The sequence below is a fragment of the Psychrobacter sp. P11G5 genome, assembly GCF_001593305.1.
Taxonomy (GTDB): domain Bacteria; phylum Pseudomonadota; class Gammaproteobacteria; order Pseudomonadales; family Moraxellaceae; genus Psychrobacter.
This window is the reverse complement of record NZ_CP012533.1, coordinates 2,507,867-2,530,656: the sequence shown is the minus strand read 5'-3', so window position 1 is coordinate 2,530,656 and position 22,790 is coordinate 2,507,867. Positions and strand designations below refer to the sequence as shown.

At 42.5% G+C, this 22,790-nt stretch carries 19 protein-coding genes; 9 read left to right on the top strand and 10 right to left on the bottom strand.

Features of this window, described 5'->3' with window-relative positions; all coding sequences use genetic code 11:
• Window positions 1-116: 116 nt before the first annotated feature.
• The 3 genes from AK825_RS10185 to AK825_RS10175 all read right to left on the bottom strand — a co-directional run bounded on the left by AK825_RS10185 (window position 117) and on the right by AK825_RS10175 (window position 3,538).
• Window positions 117-1,211, bottom strand: a complete 1,095-nt coding sequence (locus AK825_RS10185; protein WP_082787228.1) for an iron chelate uptake ABC transporter family permease subunit — start codon at window positions 1,209-1,211, stop codon at window positions 117-119.
• A gap of 121 nt (window positions 1,212-1,332) precedes the next feature.
• Window positions 1,333-2,433, bottom strand: a complete 1,101-nt coding sequence (locus tag AK825_RS10180) for an iron chelate uptake ABC transporter family permease subunit (RefSeq protein ID WP_149038759.1) — start codon at window positions 2,431-2,433, stop codon at window positions 1,333-1,335.
• 58 nt (window positions 2,434-2,491) lie between these two features.
• Window positions 2,492-3,538, bottom strand: a complete 1,047-nt coding sequence (locus tag AK825_RS10175; RefSeq protein WP_068036941.1) for a siderophore ABC transporter substrate-binding protein — start codon at window positions 3,536-3,538, stop codon at window positions 2,492-2,494.
• Between the two features lie 593 nt (window positions 3,539-4,131).
• Between AK825_RS10175 and AK825_RS10170 the strand changes: the two genes are divergently transcribed.
• The 3 genes from AK825_RS10170 to AK825_RS10160 all read left to right on the top strand — a co-directional run bounded on the left by AK825_RS10170 (window position 4,132) and on the right by AK825_RS10160 (window position 6,372).
• Complete coding sequence (locus AK825_RS10170; protein ID WP_227514055.1) at window positions 4,132-5,061, top strand: TonB family protein; 930 nt, start codon at window positions 4,132-4,134, stop codon at window positions 5,059-5,061.
• Between the two features lie 119 nt (window positions 5,062-5,180).
• Window positions 5,181-5,867 carry a MotA/TolQ/ExbB proton channel family protein gene (locus tag AK825_RS10165; RefSeq protein ID WP_068036937.1) on the top strand — a complete coding sequence of 229 codons (687 nt, stop codon included), beginning with the start codon at window positions 5,181-5,183 and terminating at the stop codon, window positions 5,865-5,867.
• 103 nt (window positions 5,868-5,970) lie between these two features.
• The gene (locus tag AK825_RS10160) at window positions 5,971-6,372 is read left to right on the top strand and encodes a biopolymer transporter ExbD (protein ID WP_068036934.1); all 402 of its coding nucleotides are present in this window, start codon (window positions 5,971-5,973) and stop codon (window positions 6,370-6,372) included.
• 368 nt (window positions 6,373-6,740) lie between these two features.
• On the opposite strand, the gene AK825_RS10155 is transcribed toward AK825_RS10160, so the two are convergent.
• The gene (locus AK825_RS10155) at window positions 6,741-7,280 is read right to left on the bottom strand and encodes a DUF2799 domain-containing protein (protein WP_068036932.1); all 540 of its coding nucleotides are present in this window, start codon (window positions 7,278-7,280) and stop codon (window positions 6,741-6,743) included.
• 357 nt (window positions 7,281-7,637) lie between these two features.
• Between AK825_RS10155 and AK825_RS10150 the strand changes: the two genes are divergently transcribed.
• Both AK825_RS10150 and topA read left to right on the top strand, forming a co-directional pair.
• A complete protein-coding gene (locus AK825_RS10150) occupies window positions 7,638-8,240 on the top strand; it encodes a hypothetical protein (protein ID WP_068036929.1) in 603 nt (200 codons plus the stop codon).
• Between the two features lie 271 nt (window positions 8,241-8,511).
• On the top strand, window positions 8,512-11,166 hold the full coding sequence (gene topA / locus AK825_RS10145; protein ID WP_068036926.1) for a type I DNA topoisomerase: 2,655 nt from the start codon (window positions 8,512-8,514) through the stop codon (window positions 11,164-11,166).
• A 131-nt stretch (window positions 11,167-11,297) separates the two neighbouring features.
• Here the strand turns inward: topA and AK825_RS10140 are convergent, their stop codons facing one another.
• Both AK825_RS10140 and lon read right to left on the bottom strand, forming a co-directional pair.
• Window positions 11,298-11,855 (bottom strand): superoxide dismutase family protein, encoded by a 558-nt coding sequence (locus tag AK825_RS10140; protein ID WP_068036923.1) that lies wholly within the window; start codon window positions 11,853-11,855, stop codon window positions 11,298-11,300.
• Between the two features lie 354 nt (window positions 11,856-12,209).
• The gene (gene lon / locus AK825_RS10135) at window positions 12,210-14,762 is read right to left on the bottom strand and encodes an endopeptidase La (RefSeq protein WP_227514054.1); all 2,553 of its coding nucleotides are present in this window, start codon (window positions 14,760-14,762) and stop codon (window positions 12,210-12,212) included.
• A 311-nt stretch (window positions 14,763-15,073) separates the two neighbouring features.
• On the opposite strand from lon, the gene AK825_RS10130 reads away from it, so the two are divergent.
• Entirely contained in the window at window positions 15,074-16,435 is a 1,362-nt protein-coding gene (locus AK825_RS10130; protein ID WP_068036920.1) for a Na+/H+ antiporter NhaC family protein, read from the top strand.
• Window positions 16,436-16,688: 253 nt separating this feature from the next.
• Here the strand turns inward: AK825_RS10130 and AK825_RS10125 are convergent, their stop codons facing one another.
• The gene (locus tag AK825_RS10125; RefSeq protein WP_068036917.1) at window positions 16,689-16,940 is read right to left on the bottom strand and encodes a hypothetical protein; all 252 of its coding nucleotides are present in this window, start codon (window positions 16,938-16,940) and stop codon (window positions 16,689-16,691) included.
• Window positions 16,940-17,590, bottom strand: coding sequence for a 5-formyltetrahydrofolate cyclo-ligase (locus tag AK825_RS10120; RefSeq protein ID WP_068036914.1), 651 nt, complete (start codon window positions 17,588-17,590; stop codon window positions 16,940-16,942). Before AK825_RS10120 ends, AK825_RS10125 begins: the two co-directional genes overlap by 1 nt.
• Window positions 17,591-17,785: 195 nt before the next feature.
• Here AK825_RS10120 and fumC point away from each other — a divergent pair, with 195 nt between their 5' ends.
• The 3 genes from fumC to AK825_RS14905 all read left to right on the top strand — a co-directional run bounded on the left by fumC (window position 17,786) and on the right by AK825_RS14905 (window position 20,854).
• Entirely contained in the window at window positions 17,786-19,189 is a 1,404-nt protein-coding gene (fumC, locus tag AK825_RS10115) for a class II fumarate hydratase (RefSeq protein WP_068036909.1), read from the top strand.
• Between the two features lie 545 nt (window positions 19,190-19,734).
• On the top strand, window positions 19,735-20,409 hold the full coding sequence (locus AK825_RS10110) for a hypothetical protein (RefSeq protein ID WP_068036906.1): 675 nt from the start codon (window positions 19,735-19,737) through the stop codon (window positions 20,407-20,409).
• A 256-nt stretch (window positions 20,410-20,665) separates the two neighbouring features.
• A complete protein-coding gene (locus AK825_RS14905) occupies window positions 20,666-20,854 on the top strand; it encodes a hypothetical protein (protein WP_227514053.1) in 189 nt (62 codons plus the stop codon).
• A gap of 525 nt (window positions 20,855-21,379) precedes the next feature.
• Here the strand turns inward: AK825_RS14905 and AK825_RS10100 are convergent.
• Complete coding sequence (locus AK825_RS10100; protein ID WP_068036903.1) at window positions 21,380-21,808, bottom strand: Hsp20/alpha crystallin family protein; 429 nt, start codon at window positions 21,806-21,808, stop codon at window positions 21,380-21,382.
• A gap of 72 nt (window positions 21,809-21,880) precedes the next feature.
• Window positions 21,881-22,738, bottom strand: a complete 858-nt coding sequence (locus AK825_RS10095) for a DMT family transporter (protein WP_203226474.1) — start codon at window positions 22,736-22,738, stop codon at window positions 21,881-21,883.
• Between the last annotated feature and the right edge of the window lie 52 nt (window positions 22,739-22,790).

Below are 22,790 nucleotides of genomic sequence, written 5' to 3'. Positions count from 1 at the left end.
CTTGCTGTGCCGATGCAGACAAAGGCTGCAAAAAACTTATCCCAATAGCATCTGCATATATTTATATATCTTGTCGTTAAAATTTTTTTGATCCGTGCAGTCTTAATAAGCCGTAATCAACGACGCTGAGTCATGAAAATTAGCATTAAAAATACTAAGCCACCAGCTAATTCAATCACCACTGACAGTACACCTGCCATGCCCAATACTTGCTCAAACACTGTCTGACCGAGTACCAAGCAAATCATCGCCACCAAACTAACCAATATCAGGCGTTCGCTATGATACATATGACGAGCAATGCGATTGGTTAACGCACAGACTAGTAAGCCAAAAAAGGTTACCGGACCGACCAAAGCGGTTGCCGTGGCGACCAATACCGCAATGACCGTTAACAGCCCAAAGGCTAAGCGTTGATAATTAATACCAAGGTTAATCGCTTGCGCCTTACCAAGCATCAATACATCGCATTGATAACGCCAGCGCCAAACAAACACAGCGCTAATGGCACAAATAAAGAGGCTGATACCCAGTAGCTGTGGATTGACTGTATTAAATTGCGCGTAACTGGCAGATTGTACGACGACGAAATCATCAGGATTAATCAGGCGCGCAATCAGCGCCGATAAGCTGCGAAACAACACGCCAAAGATGACGCCCACTAATATCAACCGCGTCAAATCCTGACTGCTTTTTGAGAATAGCACTTGAAACAACAGTAGGGACGCGCCAAACATCAGGACAATTTCAAGGGTAAACTTGGCAATAGGATTGATGCTGGTAAAGCTCATCGCACCCAAAAAGAACACCAATAAGCTCTGCAGCAAGACATAGAGCGAGTCAAAACCCAATAGCGATGGCGTCAAAATGGGATTGTGCGTTAGGGTTTGAAACAGTAAGGTCGACACGCCAATCGCATAGCCTACCACCATAAGTGCCAGTAGTTTTTTGCCCCGTAACGGCAGGGCAAAATCCCAATAACCGTTGACATTGAGCGTCAAAAACAGCGTCATTGAGATCAATAAGATAATGGCGGCAATTGATTTTGGATGGTTGACGATAAATGCCCAAAGTTGTGCTAGATGACTCTGTGCAGAAGTGTTGGCATCGCTGTCGTTTTCAAAACTGCCATTTTCTAGAACACTCTTTTCTGCCGAGCCAGACTTTGTAGAACTGTCATTTATAAGACGATGCTTAGACGGTGAAAACATACATAAATCCTACTATGCTACCTTTAATAGTAACAACGCCAAGCTTATCTAAGCAGACAACAGGACGAATAAATTAAGAAAAGAGTTAATAACAATTAGGGAGCTGTCTTATTGATATATATTATTGCTCAGCAGGCGCGCGTAATAACAGCCATAAAAATATTACGGTGCCGACCACACCAAAGACAGTAGCGACTGGCACTTCAAACGGGTAGCGAATAGAGCGCCCGATGATATCGCAGAGCAGTACTGCTGAAGCACCTAGTAGGGCGACAGCTGGCAAGCTACGGCGTAATTTGTCACCCATCAATCGGCTGACGATATTGGGTACGACCAAGCCAATAAAGGGAATCATACCAACCGTTACCACAACGACAGCGCTCATCATTGCCACCATACCGACGCCAAGCCACGTGACTTGGCGTTTACTAATCCCTAAGTTCAACGCGATGTTATCGCCCAGCCCGACGATGGTTAGCTTGTCGGCGATGATATAAGCCAGCACGCACAGTCCACCGGTTAGCCACAACAGCTCATAACGACCGGCTAATACAGCAGAGAAGTCACCAAATTGCCAAACACTGAGCATCTGTAGTGATTCAGTTTGATAAGCGATAAAGGTCGTCACCGCTTCAATAATGCCGCCAAAGACAATGCCAATTAGCGGAATCATCAAAAAATCAGTCGGCGGAATACGGTGAATGAGCAGCATAAATAGCATCATGCCAAACATTGCAGTAATGGTCGCCACACCCATTTTTACAATGAGCGCACTGGCAGGAAATAGCAAGCTGACGACCAATAAACCCAGTGCCGCGCTTTGAGTCGCCCCAACCATCGACGGCTCAACAAAGCGGTTTTTTAGCACCACTTGAATAATCATCCCTGCAACCGCCATGGCGATACCAGTCAAAATGATGGCAATGGTACGCGGTATGCGGCTGACCAATAGCAGTGAGCTGTCTGAGTTGGCGCTATGATTAATAATGCTGTGCAAGATACCTGACCACGAAAAATCTGCCACCCCAATCGATAAACTTAACAACACCAAAAGCCCCATGATAATGAGGCTACCCGTGTTGATTAACCACGGTGGTATGGCGGCACGTTGATGTTTAGGACTCAGGCCACTACTGGTCTTTTTTTGCCAACTTGATGGTGCAGCTGGCAAAGCAGGATTGTCTTTGACACTGGCATGAGCGCGAGATGAAAATAACGACATAACGTCTACTGGCTTATTAATGGGTAATTAAGAAATATGGCTCGTATCGTTATCAGGTCTATTTCGCGCTAGCAAAAGCATCTTTAATGGTAGTCAAATCTTGCATCCATTGATAGTAACCACCGAATGCTAGGTAAGAATCTGGGCTAAGGTAGACCACTTGATTTTTACTCCAAGCATTGGTTTGCGCCACCAATGGATTGTCCAATACCGCTTTGGCACCAGCGCCATCTTCCCCAATTGCAGCACTGCGATCGACAACGAATAGCCAGTCAGGGTTGGTCTTTTGTAGATACTCAAAAGATACAGGTTGACCGTGACGTGCGTCGGCGATTTTGTCATCGGCCATCGGGATATCTAATACTGTATGAATAAAGCCATAGCGTGACTTATCACCATAGGCGGACAGCTTATTGCCATTCACCATGACCACTAAGCCTTTACCTTTATCCTCGGTTAAGGCTTTGGTCTCGCCAATGAGACTGTCGATATTACCTTGCAGTTTTGCTGCCTGATCACTTTTACCAAACAATGCACCCAAATCATGCAGACGTTGCTTGCTCGACTCATAAATATTTGCCGTATCAATGGTCATATCAAGCGTTGGCGCAATGCTTGAAAGCGCATCGTATTTTTCTGCCATCCGTGAGCCGACCAAAATAGCTTGTGGCTGCATGGCATTTAACGCTTCAAGGTCTGGCTCAAATACCGTACCGACTGATTTTGGCTCAGGCTGAGTTTTTGAGTGCAGATTGTCTAAATGTAGACCACTTGGCATGCCATCGACCGCCACATCCAGCGCTGCCAAATCTTGCATCAAGGTCATATCATAAACGACCAATGGTGATGGATTTATCGCTAGACTTACAGGGCCTTTGACCGTACCCACTTCAATGGTAGCCACTGAAACAGCATCGTTGTTAGCGACATTCGAGGCGGCATCAGCAGTGTTAATCTCCACCTTAGTATCATTTACTTCAGAATCGGGTGACGAACAAGCTGTCAAGCCAATGCTGGCAACTAGTGCTGTCATCATGACAGTCAATAGTGGACGTTTAAAAGAAAAGGCAGTAGAACGGCTAGAGCAGAAGGTGTTAGTAGGCATAAATAACTCGGTATATTACGGGTTTGTGCAGTCTTTTAGTAAAGTAACTGCAAATATAGGAAAGTAAAAAGAGCTTGTTTAGCGTTGTTGTGCACGCTAATACAGTACTCGCTGATTTGTCTAATTCAATTTATTATTTTTTATTAACTGGTTTTTATAGTTTTAGCAGGACGGAATAGTAAATTAGAGGTTATGATAAAGTAATTGAGACTCATTATCAATATAAATGATAATGGTTGTTATTAACTATCAAGGATAATTCATAAATATTGTCTTTTAGTGCTATTGTTCGATAGCCGTAATTTGTTGGATGAATAGAGTTTCGGGTAGGAAAATTTAACTAGAATAAAGCTTTTCTTTAGTTAAATAGCCGTACAATAGTGGTTGTAAAGGATTTGACAATGAGAGAAATAATTTAAATTTGTTATTGATAATAGTTATCGTTTGCATTATTATCTACGCCATTGTAATCCTATCAACGCGATTGTACGTCGATTAAATATAAATATTAGGCTGTTATGAGTTCAACGGATTTAGACGCGCCACCCCTTAGATCGATAATCATAGCTGTTGTTATAGTTGTGGGACTACACGTGCTTACGGCAGTGGCTTTGGTAGCAATAAAAACGCCTGAACCGAAAGTTGAGCTGTCTAAAGAAAAACTACCTATCGAGATTGAGTTTGTATCATTACCTGCCCAAAATGCCATTGCTGAGGTAGAAGCGAAAGAGCAAGCAGCTAAACAAGAGCCTGAACCTCAGCCAAAAGCACAATCTCAACCAACGGAAAAAACTAAACCTGAACAAGAACCAGTACCGAAAGCTAAGCCAGTATCTAAAGCTAAGGTAGATACGCCATCAAAACCAATAGAGCCAGTGGTGAGAGATGAAAAACCTGATACATCACCTATCGTGAAAGTAAAAGAAAAAAAGCCCGATATTATTAAAAAAGAGACTCCTAAAAAAGAAGCTCCGAAAGAAAAACTCCAACAGCCGTTACCAGAGCCTATAATCGATACATCAACTGCTAATGAGCAGCGTAAAATAGTGGCAGCACAAGCGGAAAAAGCAGCTCAAGAAGCTCATGCGAATGCGGTTGCAGAAGCCAAAAGAATAGCAGACGCTAAAGCTGCCCGTGATGCACAAGCAGCCGCAGCAAAGGCGGCGAAAGAAGCGGCTGAGGCTGCAGCACGAGTAAGCGCTGAGGCAAAAGCCGCAGCAAATAATACACCAGTGAATTTCACTGCTAGCAATGCAAATTGGGCATCCGCACCGAACTTTAGCTTTCCTGAGCGTGCTTCACGTAGAGCCCTTTCTGGTGATACCTTTAATGTCGTATTGATATTGAGAGTAAATAAACAGGGCGGTATCGATAGTGTGCGAGTTGCTAAATCCTCGGGCAATTCAATAGTAGACAAAGAGGCGCAGCGTCAAGTACGCTCTGGAAAATTCAAACCTTTTACTAAGAATGGTGAACCAGTGGTAGGAAATGTGACATTACCTATTAGTTACGCTGTACCTTAGTTGGTTGATTTTGATCTTACTTATTCTTAAAAAATATTTATTTATAATTCTCATGATAAGGCGAGGCATAATATGCGTAGCAGCATTATGCTATTGCATAAAAAACTAAGGAATCTGACATGGACTTTACGACCTACTGGCAATATAGCGATATGGTGACCAGAACCTTGTTCTTTCTGCTATTCGCTTTATCTATCATCTCTTGGGTAACGGGTATTATTCGTGTACTACAAAGTCGCAAATTGGCCGACAATGTCGCTGATGAATTGAGTCAGCAGATTGCTGCTAAACAGTCTGATTTAATAGATTATGATGCAGCCACTCATCGTCTGGTCACTGAGCAGACGTTACTTAAGCATATAGGCCGCTACCGCTTTGCCAGTGAGCGCGGATTGCCAATCCTCGGCACGACTGCCGCGATTGCGCCCTTTATTGGACTGTTTGGGACGGTGTGGGGGATTTTTCATGCGCTGCATAACATCGGCACGAGCGGGCAGGCGGGATTGGGACAAGTAGCAGGGCCGGTTGGTGAAGCGCTTATCATGACAGGGCTTGGTATTGCGGTCGCTATTCCAGCGGTAGTGTTTTACAACCTTGCGGTGCGTATCAATCGCCGTGTAATGTATCACGCCAACGATAGAGCGCATGACTTACTGGCACAATCTACCAAATTAGCCAAACAACAACTGTCAATAGATAATCAATCTACCACTATGCAAACGCAGCTAGTGCAGGGTCATGACGCAGATATAAATGAAGCTCAGCAAGCAAAGCCTTATCGTAGCTCAGCACCATCACAGCTTTAATGAGTGTTTATTGATAGCGTTGTCAGCAAAAAAGAACGATAGCTAGAGATAATCGACAACGTTTTAAATGTATGGCGAATAATTAAAAATATTGAGAAGAACTATGGCATTTCAACTGGGTGATGATGATAGTCAAAGTATGAGTGAGATGAACCTCATTCCACTCATCGATATCATGCTGGTATTGATGATTATATTTTTATTAACAGCGACGGTGTTAAATCCGACGGTGCCGTTAGACTTGCCAAAGACTAGTGCTGAGCTAAATGAAACACCGCCAGAAGCCATTCAGATCAGTATTGATAAAGACGCAGGAATATTTTGGGATAGTGATCCAATCAGTATGGAAGAGCTAGAAACGCGACTGCAACAGCAAAGCGCAGCTGGTAAAGATCCTTCCGTGCAACTGCGTGCTGATAAAGAAGGCAAGTACGATACCGTGGCGCAAGTGTTGGCGGCCGCTAGTGAAGCTGGACTCAGCAAGATAGCCTTTGTTAACGAGTAATATTATTGGCTAAATGCTATAACTTTTATAACAGTCCTATAGCAACAAGCTGACTAAAAAAATCAGCAAACTTATCAATAAAAAAATCAACAAGACAATAAGAAGAACAATTAAAATAATAAACTTTTCCTCCGGCCTCGCTTGGGCAACCTTGCGAGGTTTCCTTTATTTTATAGTTAATCTTAAATAAAAAGAGTACAAACATTATAACGTGTCACTGGTATAAATTTTACTTGCTTGCTGTGTCTACGCTGACAGAGGCTGCGCAAAATTTATCCCAGTAACACTGTATTTATTTTATAGTGGATTGATTATATCGTTTCTTAGCTTTAATAAAACTTAACATCAGCTGTTGCCTACCACAGCCTTTACCAACCATAGCCAAATGGACGATAGCCATAACCAAAGCGCCCAGGTCCAAAGCCAAACGGGTAAGGCGAACGTAGATAGTCGAGATCACGCTGGCGGATATAATAGTAACGTCCTTGAGAGTAGGCTTCTTCTAACTTTTCAATGCCTTCGAGTGGACAGACCGGTTGCCAGTCATAACCTTCGCGGCCAAGCTTATAAGCATTAAGTTCAGTACAGTAGTTTTTGAGGCCTTGCTGGCGTCCTTGCTCCCATCGGATGCGATTGGGCATTGCTCCGCCGACGCTTGCACACTGATTGGTATATTGACCAAAGTAAGCACCTGAGCGCCCACGGATACCGTCTGCGTAGCCGACTTCTTGCCAATTACTGGTCTGACACTGTTGCGGCGTTAGACTTTGTGTCGTTGCACAGCCTGATAAAGCGATTAGTGTGGCGCCTATCATCGATATAGTGATACTGAATTTACTCGTGAGCTTATCGGCAATTTTGCTCGCTAAAAAAGTAGTAGATGAGTTTAGCTTAGTAAGATAATCCATAATAAACCTGCGCGCGTTTAAAATTATGGTTTATCATAGCATTTTTTCTGCCAGCGACTTTTCATATCTTGTTATTAGATTTAATTATTATCAATTGCTAAGTTACTGATATGGAAGTGTTTGTCTCGGGTTTATCTATATAGAGTAACCGTTGGTGCTTGAATTTTGAACACAAGGTCGCGATATTAGTCTGCACATGGTATTTTGCAATCGTATCGTTATCAGGCAACATGGTCGCCATTTAGTATATTGCTAATGCAGAATAACGATAGCGTATTCAATAGTTCAAAATAATCAACAAGTAATGCTTACACCGTTATTAGGTGTTTGTTAATTAAACGATAAGGCAAGATGGTCATGGGGTTATGGATTGGAATTGTCATTGTACTATTTGTATTAGGGAGTATGATGGCGCTCAAACCCAGCGGTATCGACCAGCGTTTGGACAAGCTACGTATGACTGCGCGTCGTCTGCAGCTCAACCCAAAGCTTGTTACCTGTCCTGACTGGATCAAGGGCAAAGATAATGAATATGGTCGCGGGATGATGGGTCAGTATTGTTTAGTGCTAGAAGATACGCAACTGCCACATGCACGCTATCAAGTGATTGACGGGCAATGGCGACCAGATAGTAGCTTTATCGATATGACTACAGATAGCACTAAGCTTACTATTCCAAGTGCCATTCGTACTAATAACAGCAACACTAATAATGGCAGTGCTATCAAAAAAACCAATTTTAGCTTGGATAAAGTGCCACTGGATTTACCCGTGAGTATTGAGCCGTTTGTGAAAGGTTTATTAACCAAGGCCAATAGCATTATTATTTATTGGGAAGACATCGCTTATGTGCGTCCATCAACCAATCCTGCTTATCAGCAAAAATTGATTGAGGCAGACTTGCTAGCGCTTAAAGAAAATCTTGAAAAATGGTCGCTTGAAATGCAGAAAAAACTTTAGAGCTAGTAAAGTATTTTTTAATCTCCATTAATAGGCAATATGCAAGCACTTTTGGCAGACTCTCAGTCATTTGCAGTTGACAGTTTCACTCCTAGCAGTGTAACGTCTTTATAACTATATTTTTGTTTTATCGTTATTGTTTGTTAGATAACCGTTTTTGTTGGCAGCTTTTATTACCACAAATCGCTGAGCTATTATGATTAGCTAACAAAATTGCCATGCTGCTGAATCTAACCTTACTTTTAATCTACTTATTACGGTGTCGTCACATATGGCAAAAACTACAACTAAAAAAAGTCCGGCTTCTGCTTCTGACAAACCGAAAGGCAAGTCATTAGTCATTGTCGAATCACCAGCCAAGGCTAAAACAATTAATAAATACCTTGGCGATGACTTTATCGTACGCTCAAGTATTGGTCATGTCCGTGATTTGCCGGTAGGTGCAAGTAAAAGCGCTAAGAAAGCGACAAGCACTAAAAAAGATGAAACTCTGAGCAAAGAAGAAAAAGCACAGCAAGCGCTGGTACGGCGTATGGGCGTAGACCCAGAGCACGACTGGGCTGCAGTCTACGAAGTACTGCCAAACAAGACCAAAGTTATCAAAGAGCTAAAGGCTTTAGCGAAAGACGCTGACAAAATCTATCTCGCAACGGATATGGATAGAGAAGGGGAGGCAATCGCTTGGCATCTCAAAGAAGTCATCGGTGGTGCAGATAGCAAGTATGAGCGCGTGGTCTTTAACGAGATTACCAAATCTGCCATTCAAAATGCCTTTAAGCAGCCGTCAAAACTCGATATCGATCGCGTCAATGCACAACAAGCGCGGCGCTTTTTGGATCGGGTCGTTGGTTTTATGGTATCGCCATTACTGTGGCAAAAGGTTGCTCGCGGTCTGTCTGCAGGTCGTGTACAGTCGGTTGCCATGCGCTTAGTGGTCGAACGTGAGCATGAGATTCGCGCTTTTATTCCAGAAGAATATTGGCAGATTCATGCTGATACGCATATTACCACTAGCAAAAAAGACGCTGAAGAGATTGGTATTCGCCTGGAAGCAACCAAGCAAGGCGGCAAAACGCTAAAGCTTGTCAATAAAGAGCAGACTGATAAAGTATTAGAAGTGCTTAATTCAAGCGACTTTATCGTTAAAGAGCGCGAAGAGAAGCCCACGCAATCGCGTCCAAGTGCGCCGTTTATCACCTCGACATTGCAGCAAGCGGCAAGTACACGTTTAGGGTTCTCTGTCAAAAAGACTATGATTTTGGCACAGCGCTTATACGAAGCTGGTCATATCACTTATATGCGTACCGACTCGACTTTCTTATCTGGTGATGCGCTCGCTGCTGTGCGTGGCTATATTGAAGATAGCTATGGCGCAAAGTATGTGCCAGAAAAGCCAAACTTCTACGGTAATAAGCAAGGCGCACAGGAAGCGCATGAGGCCATTCGTCCTTCTAACGTCAATATGAAGTCCACTCAGCTGAAAGGCGTTGAGCGTGATGCAATACGTCTATACGAGCTAATTTGGCGTCAGTTTGTCGCCTGTCAGATGCTGCCAGCAAAATATCTGTCTGTAAATCTATTTGTTGGTGCAGATGATGTTGAGCTAAAAGCTCGTGGTCGTACCATGGTTTTTGATGGCTATACTAAAGTGATGCCACCAGCCAAGACTGACGATACCTTGTTACCTGATGTCAAAAAAGGCGATAAGCTTATCCTTGATAAGCTTGATCCAAGTCAGCATTTTACCAAGCCAGCTCCACGCTTTACTGAAGCAAGCTTAGTTAAAGAGCTTGAGAAAAAAGGTATCGGTCGTCCATCGACTTATGCATCAATCATCTCAACTATTCAAGATCGTGGTTATGTAAAGCTTGAGAATAAGCGTTTATTTGCCGAAAAAATGGGTGATATCGTAACTGATAGACTGACAGCCAGCTTCCCAGACTTGATGGATTATACTTTTACCGCTGCCCTAGAAGACAAACTCGATCACGTTGCAGAAGGTGAACAAGATTGGAAAGATGTACTCGATAATTTCTACGGTGATTTTAAGCTTAAGCTTGAACATGCCAAAGATAAAGACGGCATGCGTCCTAATGATCCGACCGATGTGCCGGACGTACACTGTGATATTTGTGATCGTCCAATGCAACTTCGTACCGGCTCAACAGGTGTATTCTTAGGTTGTACTGGCTATAACTTGCCACCTAAAGAGCGCTGTAAAGGCACGAAGAACTTAATGCCAGTCGAAGCTTTTGCCAACCTTGACGACGCTGAAGGTGACGACGACGCTGCTGAAGTCAAAGATTTGATGGAGAAGAAGCGTTGTCCGAAATGCGGTACAGCCATGAACGGTTATATCGTCGATGGTGGTCTCAAACTACACATCTGCGGTAACAACCCTGATTGTGATGGTTATATCCTAGAAGAAGGTAAGTTTGAAGTGCCGGGCTCAGATGCACCAACCATTGACTGTAATAAGTGTGAGGGGCAAATGGAGCTAAAGACCGGACGTTTTGGCCCTTACTTTGCTTGTCAAAAATGTGACAACACTCGTAAAGTGCTAAAAACTGGCGAAGCAGCACCGCCGCGTATGGATCCTATTCATCTGCCTGAGCTAAAATCGACCAAGCATGAGGATTATTTTATCCTGCGTGAAGGGGCAGCTGGGATGTTCTTAGCGGCGTCTAAGTTCCCGAAAGTACGTGAGACACGTGCGCCAAAGCTTGCTGAGCTACGCGAAATCAAAGATAAAATGGAAGATAAGTTCCAATATCTGTTTGAAGGGCCGGATGAAGATCCTGATGGTAATCCAACTATCCTACGCTGGTCACGTAAGAAAAAAGAGCAATATATTGGCTCTGAGAAAAACGGTAAAGCCACGCGTTGGGGTGTGTACTGGCGCAAAGGCGAATGGGTAGAGGAGTAACCTTCTTTTACCGCTTTACCTTTAAGCGATATATCTAACTCTTGATATCGTATCGTTTTAAAGCATAAAAAAACCTCTTAGCATTCTAAGAGGTTTTTTTATGCTGGTAATAATATTCAAGCTAAACGTTATTAGTTCTTTTCAATGATACCGCAAGCGATACGGTCACCGGCATTACCTGCTGGTTGGCTAGTATAATCATCAACACCGCCATGGACGATAAAGGCTAAACGGTTGACGCTGTATTTGCCTGTTTGAGCTGCAGAAATTTGCTTATTTACATAGTTAATAGTAGCAACACCATCAGCATTGGCGGTTAGATTAGGTAGATCACCTGCATGGCCTTTCATGTCATCTGGGTTAGAGTGTGGAAAGTTATCAGGGTTGAAGTGACCACCTGCTGCTTTACCCATATCAGCACAACTACCAGTCTCATGAATATGTAGCGACACAGTTTTGCCCGGTGTCATATTCATAAGCTTACCATAAACTTGTACGCCACCATCAACAGGACGTAAGAATACTTGACCGACTTCTTTGTTATTACTATCAACCGTTTTAATCGTTGATTTTAGAGCAGGTTGGCTAAATGGATTCCCCGTTTTTAGCTGATCTTGTACCGTTTGGCAACCAGTCATTGCTAACGCTGAACCACATAATAGAACACTTGCAAGCATCGTCTTTTTCATTGGTTTCTCCATTTTATTTAGTTATTTAACTCTTGTAATTATGATTAAGTCTACAATTTGTGTAGGCCATCTCTGTGCTACTTAGAGACATCACAGTTAGTATAGACAAACAATCATCATAGTTATTTACCATAAGCGCAACAATCAGTTAATAAATGTAAATAGCGTATGGGTTTGAAAAATAGATAGATTAAGTAGTAAAAATTCAGACTATAGGTTGCAATCATTGGTGTAATGTATAAACACAATGAATAAAAGGGAAACTTGAATAGGTTTTCAAAAATATTGAACATAAAAAAAGACCGTAATATCAATTACGGTCTTTTTGCATCTATTAACTATTAATAATTTAGATTAATTGTGCAGCGCTTTGCTTGAGGTTTTATCAACCGTCACTTTCGTAGGCTTAAGCGGCGTTGGCATACTAACCAAAGCAACTTTTAATATCTCATCAATCGTTGCCACTGGCTGAATAGTTAAGCCTTCTTTGACGTTATCAGGGATATCGGCCAAGTCGCGCTCATTACTTGCTGGAATCAACACATGCTTGATGCCACCACGATGCGCGGCTAGTAGCTTCTCTTTGAGACCACCGATGCGTAGGATTTTACCGCGCAGTGTAATCTCACCTGTCATCGCAATATCCGGACGAATAGCGATGCCAGTCAAGGCAGATACTAGGGCTGTTGTCAGTGCACCACCTGCAGATGGACCATCTTTTGGTGTCGCACCCTCTGGCATATGCACATGAATATCAGTCGTTTTGACCGTTTCGTAGTCAATACCTAAGCTATCACCACGAGCACGTACTACGCTCATCGCTGCGCGAATAGACTCTTTCATCACATCACCTAATGAGCCAGTAAAGCTAAGCTCACCTTTACCTTTCATGGCGACTGCTTCGATAGTGAGTAACTCACCACCGACTTGTGTCCATGCAAGGCCAGTGATACGACCAATCTCAGGCTCTTCTTCTGCTAGACCATAATCATACTGATGGACGCCTAAGTAGTCATCGATATTTTTGTCATCGACCACGACCAGCTCACGCTCGTCTTTTTTCGGAGCACGTGCGCCATGACTTTCAACTGAACCGCGCACGACTTTACGGCAGATTTTATTAACTTCACGCTCAAGGTTCCGCACACCTGCTTCACGCGTATAGCTACGTACGATGCTGTGCAATGCCGCTTCTACGATTTCAATCTCGCCTTCTTTAAGCCCATTTTGCTTGATGGCTTTTGGTACGAGATATTTTTTCGCGATATTGACCTTTTCTTCTTCGGTATAACCCGGTAGACGGATGACTTCCATCCGGTCAAGAAGGGCAGGCGGGATATCCATGCTGTTAGCCGTACAGATGAACATCACTTGTGATAAGTCTAAGTCCATATCTAAATAATGGTCGTTGAACTTGTCATTCTGCGACGGATCTAATACTTCTAATAGCGCTGATGCTGGATCGCCACGGAAGTCTTGCGCCATTTTATCGACTTCATCTAGCAAGAATAGTGGGTTTTTAACCTCTACTTTGGCTAAAGACTGGACGATCTTACCCGGCATCGCACCGATATAAGTACGGCGATGACCACGGATTTCGGCTTCATCACGGACGCCACCAAGTGCCATACGGACGAACTTACGACCGGTTGCACGTGCAATCGACTCACCCAATGAGGTTTTACCAACACCAGGAGGACCGACGAGACAAAGAATCGGACCACGAAGTTTTTTCACTCGCGATTGGACTGCGAGGTATTCTAAGATGCGATCTTTAACATCTTGCAAGCCATAGTGGTCTTCATCGAGAGTGGTCTTAGCTTTCTCTAAATTGATAGAAACTTTAGTCGTCGCATTCCACGGCGTATCCAAAATCCACTCAATATAGTTACGTACGACTGATGATTCACTCGATGCAGGTGGCATCATTTTAAGCTTTTTAAACTCTTGCTCTGCTTTTTTGCGCACATCATCTGGCAAATCAGCATCTTCTAAGCGTTTTTCAAGCTCAGCGACATCGTCGTCACCATCAAACGCACCGTCATTCATATCAGACAGCTCATTTTTGATGGCTTTCATTTTTTCATTTAAGAAATACTCGCGCTGATTGTCTTCCATCTGTTGACGGACGGCATCTTGAATATCTTGTTCGATATTCTGCTCGGCACTTTGCTTGACCAAATATTCAGTCAAGGTGTTGATGTGGGTTTTGATATCGTCATTTTCTAAAAACGATTGTTTGATATCAAGATCCATCGAAACTCGAGTTGAGATGAAATATACCAACTCAAGCAAGTCATCAATGCGTTTCGCCACACGAGTGAGCTCACGGGCATTACGTAGACGTGCATCAGCATAGCTTTCAAACAAGCTGGTTAAAGCTTGAATGGTGTTTTTCTGCTGACTGTCATCCATTTGCATGTCGAGGTCAGCACGCTCAAAGCTTGCCATCAAGACGTTATCATGGTCCTGAATCGTATCGACACGCGCACGATATTGACCTTCGATAAGGACTTTGATGCAATCCTCATCGCTATCATGTGGCATGGTGCTGACGATGCGGCAAACCGTACCATATTGGTACAAGTTGTCATGATCGATGTCCTCGGTCAGCGAGTCTTTTTGTGCAACGACCAATACTTTATTACCATATTCGGCTTGTGCAAGCTCAACCGCTTGTACGGATGGCGCACGACCGACGAATAGGGCGATTTGCATGTGCGGATAGACCACCACGTCTCTGAGCGCCAGTAGCGGCAGATAATTGTCTGAATGATCATCCTTCTTGGCATCTTCTATAGATGCAGACGAGTTTTCAAGATCGTTATTGTCTTGTTCAACATTATCTTGTGCAAGGGTGTCTTGAGCAAGATCGTCTTTTTCGATGTTATGTTCGTTATTACTCATATAATCTTTCCTCGTTCACCAGACTTGTAAAGTCAAGTTCGTGGTTCATGTTTAGATAAATGGTGTCCCCATAAAAAATTGCAAGGCCTTACTACTCAACAGGGTAAAGAATAATACTTGATTATTTTTAATCCGGCTAATATCTGCTCCGTTCTGAGCGTAGGCTTTATAGGAAAAATAAGGTAAACTGACACGCGTCTGAAACCGTGCTTTTTGGATCAAAGCATTTTAGACATCAGGGCAGTATTCATAGGTTTTAAGATATTAATAGGTCTTAATTAGGCCAGAGCATCAAGCAAAAGGGGCAATACATGACCATCAACGCGGTACTACTGGCAGTCGTTATTATGCTAGGGCTGTCACTTTCGCGAGTGCACGTGGTGCTCAGTTTATTAATTGGCGCACTAGCGGGCGGGCTGCTAGCGGGTCTCGGTATCACCGATACCTTAGAGGCCTTTCAAGAAGGTATTCGCAATGGGGCCCAAATCGCTCTGTCTTACGCGCTACTTGGTGCTTTTGCGGTGGCGATTGCGCACTCAGGGTTGCCGCAATCATTGGCAGGGGCGGTGATCAAGCGCATTGATGCTGGCGGTACTGGCGGCATGATTAAGTACATGCTGTTCGCAGGCTTAATCACCATGAGTTGCTTTAGTCAAAACTTAATCCCCATTCATATCGCATTTATTCCACTGCTTGTGCCGCCATTGTTGCTCGCCTTTAACCGTATGCAGATTGATAGACGCTTGATCGCTTGTCTGTTGACCTTTGGTTTGGTCACTACCTACATGTTTATCCCATATGGCTTTGGTGATATTTATCTCAATCAAATCATGCTAAAAAACGTCGGTGAAGCGGGCATTGATATCGCCAATATCTCTGTGGTTAAGGCCATGGCGATTCCAGCGTTAGGTATGCTAGTTGGTTTACTGACAGCAGTATTTATCAGCTATCGTAAGCCGCGCCAATACAAACAAGTAGCGATAGATAAAGAAGCCCATGATGCAGTTGTTGAAGGTGATTCTTTAAGCAAAACCGCAGCTGGTGCACAATCTCAAAGTAAGCTAAAAACGCTTGTCGCCCTAGCTGCAATTGTCACCGCCTTTGTCGTACAGCTTTATACGGATTCGCTGTTGCTAGGCTCGATGTTTGGCTTTGCCGTCTTTATGGCAACGGGCGTGGTCAAGTGGCGTGAAGCTGACACCGTATTTAATGACGGTATTAAACTCATGGCGATGATTGGCTTTATTATGATTACCGCGCAGGGATTTGCAGAAGTCATGAAAGCGACGGGTGAAATTGCACCGCTCATCGATGGCGCGACCAACTTGTTTGCAGGTAATAAAGCCATTGCTGCTTTGGTCATGCTTGGAATTGGTTTGGTGGTCACGATGGGTATCGGCTCGTCATTCTCAACCATTCCAATTATTGCCGCGATTTATGTGCCGCTCTGTATTTCTCTAGGCTTTTCGCCACTGGCGACGGTTGCAATTATTGGTACGGCTGGCGCGCTTGGTGATGCGGGCTCTCCTGCGTCAGATTCAACATTGGGGCCAACCTCTGGTCTAAATATTGATGGGCAACATGACCATATCAAAGACAGCGTGGTGCCGACATTCTTACATTACAATATTCCATTATTGATATTTGGTTGGATAGCCGCGATGGTGCTTTAATCAATAATCTAAACCATAATAGTAGATATGAAAAAGGCGAGTGATTTTATAATCATTCGCCTTTTTAGTTTGGTTGTTAGTTAATGTAGGCTGAGTTTTTAACTTGTATGATACTTATTAAAGTCAAGTAATTGAGAAAATTCTATTTAAAGGATTTTCCTTGCAAAGCTAAAATTGCAGTGCAATTTTTTAACGCTTTTCAGGTCTAAAAGCATCAGCCTACGGTAGTTCATACTAAGTTAAGAGTCAGGTATTATTTAGAACTATCCTCATCAAAATCTTCAATCTCACCTGATAAGCCACGCAAAAAGTCATCACTTTGCGCCAATAGCTCATTTAAGCGTTTCTTATTAATTACCCTTGCCAACTCATCAGAGTTAAAGGATTGCTCTTGACTATAGTAAATCTGCTCCCGTTTTTCCTCTTTATTATCTAACGTTTGCAAATATTCATCCACGTTATCAGCGCTAGATTCTTTTTTATCAGGTTTTTTATCGTCTTTCATCAAAACCACCTTATACCGCTTGGCGTTATCAAGCCATCTAATGGCACATCCCATGGTTGACGTTCGAGATGTTCTACCACCTGAAAATCATAGCACCAGCCAATTTTCAACGGTTTCTTTAACCCTGCCTGATAGCTTCTTCCAAGCGTCGTATCATAAAAGCCACCACCCATGCCCATACGATTACCGCTTTTATCAACCGCTACTAACGGACAGATAATTACATCTAATTCTCGCGCCCAAAGTAGTCGACGATGATGGTTTTGTTTCATACCTAAGCTGTGAATACGTGTCGGTATGTTTAACAGTTTCGATTGATAAATAGGCACAAAGCGCAGGTGTTTATCAACGTTTCCCTTATTATCACGACCGAGCGAACCAACCACTGGTAAATAAGGTAAATAGCCTAAGCGTTGACACCAATCTAATAGTGGCTGAGTGGGCAGCTCGCCAAAGCCATCATAATATAAGCCAATACGCGCACGCGGAGCCAAGCGCTGCTGTAACTTAATTAAGTGCAAACTTGCCATGCGCGCATATTGTCTGCGCTCCCCATCTGTCAACTGGCGACGCTGGCGGGTAAATTGCCGTCTAGGAGGATTGCTAACTTTAGATTCATTAGAGTTAGAGTTCTTTAGCTCAGGATGCATAGATATACTATCCTATAATGTATTAAGTTGATGATGGCTGGTGCTTTTAGGCGGTATCAATACCTATTTGTGAATATTCAACACGGCCTAGTCATGCTATCATAACGCCACTTTACATCGTATTTTCCTTTATGTGCAGCGTGTGTTGCACTTTTTTCGAAGCAGCTATACAACAAACCATCAAAGAGGGTAGTTATGTCGACACAGAATCAGGCAACTCGTACCGAAAAAGATACCATGGGCAACGTGGAAGTCCCAGCTGACGCTTATTGGGGTGCGCAAACTCAGCGTAGCCGTGAGAACTTTAAAATCGGTGGCGAGACGTTGCCACGTCCAATGATTGAAGCAATGGCATTAGTGAAAAAAGCTGCTGCCATTACCAATGCTAGCCTTGAGCGTATCGAAGGCGATAAGCGCGATTTAATCGTACAAGCTGCTGACGAAATCATCAACGGCGGTCTAACGGATCAGTTCCCATTAGTGGTTTGGCAGACGGGTTCTGGTACGCAGTCCAACATGAACATGAACGAAGTTTTAGCCAACCGTGCCAACGAAATCGCTGGTTCTGAGCGCGGTAGCTACGCGCCAATTCATCCAAATGACCATGTCAACCATGCTCAATCTACCAATGACAGCTTCCCAACGGCGATTCGTGTGGCTGCTGCTCGTCAAATCAACAGCCTGCTTATCCCAGCAGTAAAAGCACTACGCGATACGCTAGATGCCAAAGCTAAAGAATTCGATAGCATCGTAAAAATCGGTCGTACCCACTTACAAGACGCCACGCCTTTGACGTTAGGCCAAGAATTCAGCGGTTATGTGAGCCAGCTTGACCATTCATTGACTCGTATCGATAATGCGCTACAAGGTCTATATGAATTGCCACTAGGCGGTACGGCGGTTGGTACAGGTCTAAACGCCCATCCTGATTATGCGGTAAAAGCAGCTGAGCAGTTATCAACCTTGACTGGTCTGCCATTTGTTACTTCACCAAATAAATTTGAAGCGCTAGCGGCTCGTGATGCCGAAGTATTTGCTTCAGGCGCACTAAAAACGCTAGCGGGCAGCTTAAACAAAATTGCTAACGATGTACGTTGGTTGGCCTCAGGCCCTCGTTGTGGTCTAGGCGAATTGACGATTCCAGAGAACGAGCCAGGCTCATCAATCATGCCGGGTAAAGTGAACCCAACCCAGTCAGAAGCAATGACCATGGTTGTTGCTCAAGTCATGGGTAACGACGTCACTATCAGCATGGCAGGCGCGTCAGGTAACTTTGAGCTAAACGTTTATAAGCCAGTGATTGCCTTTAACTTATTGCAATCTATCCAACTATTGGGTGATGCGTGCAATAGCTTCAACGATAATTGTGCCGTTGGCATTGAGCCTGTCAAAGACAAAATCGATGACTTCTTGCACAATTCATTAATGCTAGTTACCGCATTGAATCGTCATGTTGGTTATGAAAACGCCGCGAAAATCGCCAAGACTGCTTATAAAGAAAACAAAACGTTGAAGCAAGTTGCGGTTGAGTTGGAGCTGTTAACTGAAGCGCAGTTTGATAAGTGGGTGACGCCAGCTGATATGGTACATCCTTCTTAAGTCATAGACCAAATAGTGACCTGCTACGGTGTCAGACTCGCTTAATGTACGACAGGTACAATTTGCGCTCATCTTCCTTATAGCAGTGTCATATTTGTACTACTGAGAAGTAAGTTACTTGAAAAGACCTTATCACTTAATGTGGCGAGGTCTTTTTTGGGTTTTAAAGTAAGTTTTGGAGCTATTCCTGCTTTGCGCTTGTATCTGCTAGTCTGGATGAGGCGGTGGCTACGGTTTGTAGTGTCTCTTGCTGCGCATAGCCACTCCAAAACCTAGCTTCCGCACTCACCCAAACCAGCAGGATACCACTGCAATCAAGGCTAAACCGCACCTCAAGTTAGACATTGAATTATAAATAAATCCGAGCTTAGATTCGTGTCTCAGCGGTGCGCTGGTCGCACCCTACATTGATTTTCATCATCTAAGGTTTACACACTTTTTAAGAGTGATAATATATAACTGAAAGTAGATTTTAGATCGCACAAAATTCTAGTATTACTAAATGCAGTTTAAATTTACCTATTGATATATTATCAGGGATTATCATGAGTAAAACAGTCGTTTGCCCAAATTGCTTTCAGAAAAATATAGTTCCAGATAGTGTGAATAATTATCTACCTGCATGTAGAAAATGCAATGAAGATTTGAGTCTTGTAAAATCTGATAATAAAAAAAATTATGGTAGTTGGTTCGATAATATAGTATTAGCTATTAGATTAGTTGCATTAGGAGTAGCCATTTGGTATCTATCAACTTCTGGATTCCTAGGTTATATTTCTTCTCTTATAAAAGACGAGTCAGAAACAAGTAAAGTTAGTATTGTATTGCAAGAAATGTCACCATTAATGAATGGTACTATTGACTTATATACGAACCAACCTAGAGTTGCACCTCTTGAAATAGAAACATCAGGTTCTGGATACTATCTAGTAAAGTTAGTGACAACGGGAACTGATGATATAGTAATGACTATTTTCATTCATGCAGGACAAAGTCTTACTACTGAAGTTCCATTGGGTTCATACGATATCAAGTACGCATCAGGAGAAAAATGGTATGGCTACGAAGATTTATTTGGTGCTGAAACTGAATATAGTAAAGCGAATTCAGTATTTTATTTTCAGGATACAGGTTATCAAATCTCTGGATATAATATTACCTTGTATCAAGTAACAAATGGGAATTTGAGTACTTCGGAAATATCAGCCTCGGAATTCTGATGAGAAAATTACACAATGAATAAATAAATTTATTAATATGCAAACTCTGCTTTATCAAATAGAACAATAAATTAGCGGCTTAAGTTTGATTAATAAGTCATATGTCGGTGCGCTAGGCGCACCCTACAGCTGCCATCAAACACAGACAAGTCAACTATACCTGCCAAAACAATAAGAAAGTCAGCGTGACTTATGGCTTTAATGAGCAGTATCTACCGACATTCGCTGAAGCCAACCTGAATGGCAAAAAAGATTTTTGCCCATTAACCTCGCTCGTAGTGACAATACGATGACGGTATTTGGTGAAGAAGATAATTTCAGTATTATGACTGGTGAGCTGCATTTAAATAACTATCATAAATCATCGGCTAATATCCAAGATGCCAACAGTGAAATCCTTTATAAAGGCTGTAATGTCGCCTCTATCGTAAAGCTTAAAGGCTAGTTTTTGGTGAGCTGGTAACGGCTAATAAGTTGAATGACCTTGTTGCTCTTAGATAGAGTGGCAAGGTTTTTTTTGGCGTATTTATATGGTGAGTTACGCTTAGTCTTTATTCTCTACGAGGGCTTGAAGAAACTAACCTGCCATACAAATACAGTTAGTGCATAGGGCGTTGTTCTGTGTTGTTTACATATCTTGATTGATGTTTATCTATCGATATAAAATAAAAATTATAATAATGTATTTTAAAAATAAATAATAAGAGTATTGAGATTTATATAATTATCAACTTTAAATGTAATGATATAGTAGATACACTCTGAAAATTTCATAGCGCTATTGGGATGAATTTTGCGCAGCATCGAAGGTACGCAGCACGCAAGAAAAGTTTGTACCAGTAGCACGCTGTCATAGCTGTACTCTTTTTATTTGAAATTCATTATAGTTCCGCAAAATAAAAAAAGACGTATGAATCGCTCATACGCCTTTAACAACTTACTCAAGTTTTCACTAAAGCTTGACTAAAATTTATTTAATCTCGAGCTTTTTACGATCTGAGCCGGTCTCTTTTGGCAGTACCAACTGCAATACGCCATTTTCATATGACGCTTCTGCCTCATCGACTTTTACCTTATCTGGCAACCGGAAGCTACGTGAGACCGAGCCAAAGTAACGCTCACTGCGTAGTACGTTATTGCCTTCTTTTTGCTCGTCTTTTTGTTCGATTTCTGCGCTAATAGAGACAATATCTCCAGTAATGGATAAATCAATGTCTTCTTTAGCGACGCCAGGAATCTCAGCATTGACGTAAAACTTATTGTCTTTTTCGTTGACATCAATCTTGATTTGGTTGGCGCTAGGCAGTGCATCACCATGCAGTGGACGCATCAAAAAGCTCGGTGCCATATCATCAAAGAAGTTGTCAAAGATAGAGTTGCGTGTGATTAGTTTACTCATAACAGTCTCCTTATATTTGATTGTTCACTGTGTATTTAACCTACTGTATATATGAAGCTGGTCTACAGGATTTCAAGGCCTATTTTCCTTACTATAGATATTTACCGAGTTACCAGCGACTATTAGCAGCATACCAAGTATCAAAGCCACGCTAAAGTGCTCAGCATATATGAGTACGCCAATGAGTGAGATGAGCGGTAATCTAAACATATCCATAGTGACCACGAATGTAACCTCTGCATGTTGCATGGCTTTGGTCATACAATAATGTGCCGATAGTGCCGTGACACCTATGATTACGAGCCATAGCCATTGAATACCTGCTGGCGTTGTCCACCCTTCTATAAATAAAAGCAATCCTAAAGGCGCTTGTATCAAACACATCATAAAAATGATGGTGATTGGGCTTTCAGTATTAGATAACGATTTTGTAGCCACATGGGAAAAGGCATAACAAATGGCTGCACCTAAAACTATTAATGACGCATAGTGAGCGACATCTAAGCTGGGTTGAACGATGACTATTACCCCTAGAATTCCGAGTAATACGGCAATAATCTTTTTTACGGTTATCGATTCTTTTAGGAAGAGATACGAGATGATTATCGTCCAAAAAGGTACGGTGAATTCGATAGCAAAAACGGTTGCTAAGGGCAGTAGTCCTATACCTAAGAACCATCCATATTGCCCCGCGAAATGAAATAAGTTTCTCACTAAGTGTAATTTAATACGCTTGGGGAATAAAAAGTTGCTCTTTTTTGATGAAAAATTTGATAAAAATATTATTGGCAATAATACTAGCAAGCCTACGATACTTCGGAAGAATAAAATCTGAAAAACACCAATTTGACTATTCAGCTCACGAGCACCAATGGCCATTAAACAGAATGAGGTGAGTGCTCCAATCATCCAAAGGGTAGCGTGGAACATAATGGTGCAATCCTATATATAAAATCAAATCTGGAATTTATATGATAGGCTA

What these genes read in the sequence shown, in the direction of transcription:
- AK825_RS10165 (WP_068036937.1), top strand. Translation starts at nt 5,181, where the DNA reads ATGGACTTTACGACCTACTGGCAATATAGCGATATGGTGACCAGAACC.
- AK825_RS10125 (WP_068036917.1), bottom strand. Translation starts at nt 16,940, where the DNA reads ATGAAAGACGATAAAAAACCTGATAAAAAAGAATCTAGCGCTGATAAC.
- AK825_RS10120 (WP_068036914.1), bottom strand. Translation starts at nt 17,590, where the DNA reads ATGCATCCTGAGCTAAAGAACTCTAACTCTAATGAATCTAAAGTTAGC.
- lon (WP_227514054.1), bottom strand. Translation starts at nt 14,762, where the DNA reads ATGAGTAATAACGAACATAACATCGAAAAAGACGATCTTGCTCAAGAC.
- AK825_RS10155 (WP_068036932.1), bottom strand. Translation starts at nt 7,280, where the DNA reads ATGGATTATCTTACTAAGCTAAACTCATCTACTACTTTTTTAGCGAGC.
- AK825_RS10175 (WP_068036941.1), bottom strand. Translation starts at nt 3,538, where the DNA reads ATGCCTACTAACACCTTCTGCTCTAGCCGTTCTACTGCCTTTTCTTTT.
- AK825_RS10140 (WP_068036923.1), bottom strand. Translation starts at nt 11,855, where the DNA reads ATGAAAAAGACGATGCTTGCAAGTGTTCTATTATGTGGTTCAGCGTTA.
- AK825_RS10160 (WP_068036934.1), top strand. Translation starts at nt 5,971, where the DNA reads ATGGCATTTCAACTGGGTGATGATGATAGTCAAAGTATGAGTGAGATG.
- AK825_RS10130 (WP_068036920.1), top strand. Translation starts at nt 15,074, where the DNA reads ATGACCATCAACGCGGTACTACTGGCAGTCGTTATTATGCTAGGGCTG.
- AK825_RS10110 (WP_068036906.1), top strand. Translation starts at nt 19,735, where the DNA reads ATGAGTAAAACAGTCGTTTGCCCAAATTGCTTTCAGAAAAATATAGTT.
- AK825_RS10185 (WP_082787228.1), bottom strand. Translation starts at nt 1,211, where the DNA reads ATGTTTTCACCGTCTAAGCATCGTCTTATAAATGACAGTTCTACAAAG.
- AK825_RS10095 (WP_203226474.1), bottom strand. Translation starts at nt 22,738, where the DNA reads ATGTTCCACGCTACCCTTTGGATGATTGGAGCACTCACCTCATTCTGT.
- topA (WP_068036926.1), top strand. Translation starts at nt 8,512, where the DNA reads ATGGCAAAAACTACAACTAAAAAAAGTCCGGCTTCTGCTTCTGACAAA.
- AK825_RS10180 (WP_149038759.1), bottom strand. Translation starts at nt 2,433, where the DNA reads ATGTCGTTATTTTCATCTCGCGCTCATGCCAGTGTCAAAGACAATCCT.
- fumC (WP_068036909.1), top strand. Translation starts at nt 17,786, where the DNA reads ATGTCGACACAGAATCAGGCAACTCGTACCGAAAAAGATACCATGGGC.
- AK825_RS10100 (WP_068036903.1), bottom strand. Translation starts at nt 21,808, where the DNA reads ATGAGTAAACTAATCACACGCAACTCTATCTTTGACAACTTCTTTGAT.
- AK825_RS10150 (WP_068036929.1), top strand. Translation starts at nt 7,638, where the DNA reads ATGGGGTTATGGATTGGAATTGTCATTGTACTATTTGTATTAGGGAGT.